Annotated in this window: 1 protein-coding gene and 2 pseudogenes; 1 reads left to right on the top strand and 2 read right to left on the bottom strand. The window is 47.8% G+C overall.

Translation table 11 applies throughout. The features are described from left to right. Nucleotides 1–75, bottom strand: a pseudogene (locus tag NE619_RS17850) (PrgI family protein); the annotation flags it as partial. A 93-nt stretch (nucleotides 76–168) separates the two neighbouring features. On the opposite strand from NE619_RS17850, the gene NE619_RS17845 reads away from it, so the two are divergent. Further along, nucleotides 169–549: a hypothetical protein gene (locus tag NE619_RS17845; protein WP_256133840.1), complete on the top strand. Its 381-nt coding sequence runs from the start codon at nucleotides 169–171 to the stop codon at nucleotides 547–549. Between the two features lie 6 nt (nucleotides 550–555). Here the strand turns inward: NE619_RS17845 and NE619_RS17840 are convergent. Further along, nucleotides 556–864: pseudogene (locus NE619_RS17840) on the bottom strand (hypothetical protein); the annotation flags it as partial.

Below are 864 nucleotides of genomic sequence, written 5' to 3'. Positions count from 1 at the left end.
GAACTGCCGCATGGACAGTCCGAAAAACATGGATTCCGTATAATCCCGGATCTCCCGATTAATTTTTACTTCCATAAATCTCTCCTTTTGATTATTTGCACCGTTGCATCTTGCCACATATCTGCTATACTGAAAAAAATTAAACCACCATACGAAAGGAGTTTCCTCATGCCTTATGCAGCTATGATTTCAATCGGCCTTCTCTTCCTTTTGATGCTATTTTCTTTCCTTTTTAAGATCGCTGGCAAACTGCGGCTCACCGTGCCGCTGGTTTATTTCTTACTGGCCGCCACATTCTTAAACAAATGGGCCGCCGCTCATGAACCTCTTGCTTTCGCCATCCTCTACGGTCTCATTGCCCTGTCTGTCCTCAGCTGGCTGTTTTCCTTGAAACGCACCCTGCAAGAGCGGCGTTATTACAGGGCCATGGAAGACGATGTCAGCTGGCAGATCGCAAGAGCCCGCGAAAAGGGCATTTCCATGGAAGACGTTTATTTTGACAGCCACGGCGATATGCGTTACAAAGATACAAATGAGCCGGTAATTTAGACCGGTTTATAGCCCCATCATTTCCCGCACCACACGGTCCGCCATTTTCACGGCTCCCACCAGTACCAGCATGTTAAAGATTAATTCTCCCACATAGCTCCAGACAATGGTCACAGCCGCCGCATCGGACTTTACCGCAGGTGGAGACGTAACAAACAGGGAAAAAATGACGCAGGCCAGCACAATGATGGCTCCTTCCAAACATACGGCACCGTAGGATTTCATGAAACTTTTCCCTATATTCTGGCTCGGCTCCCCTGCAAAAGAGGAAAGGGGCACCGGTGCGATGGCCGTATACATGTACAACTTAAAAAA

Source organism: Anaerovorax odorimutans (genome assembly GCF_024459955.1).
GTDB lineage: Bacteria > Bacillota > Clostridia > Peptostreptococcales > Anaerovoracaceae > Hominibacterium > Hominibacterium odorimutans_A.
The sequence above is the reverse complement of the archived record's forward strand: the minus strand, read 5'-3'. Positions and strand labels throughout refer to the sequence as shown.

Coding starts and splice junctions, on each gene's coding strand:
- NE619_RS17845 (WP_256133840.1), top strand. CDS start 169: ATGCCTTATGCAGCTATGATTTCAATCGGCCTTCTCTTCCTTTTGATG.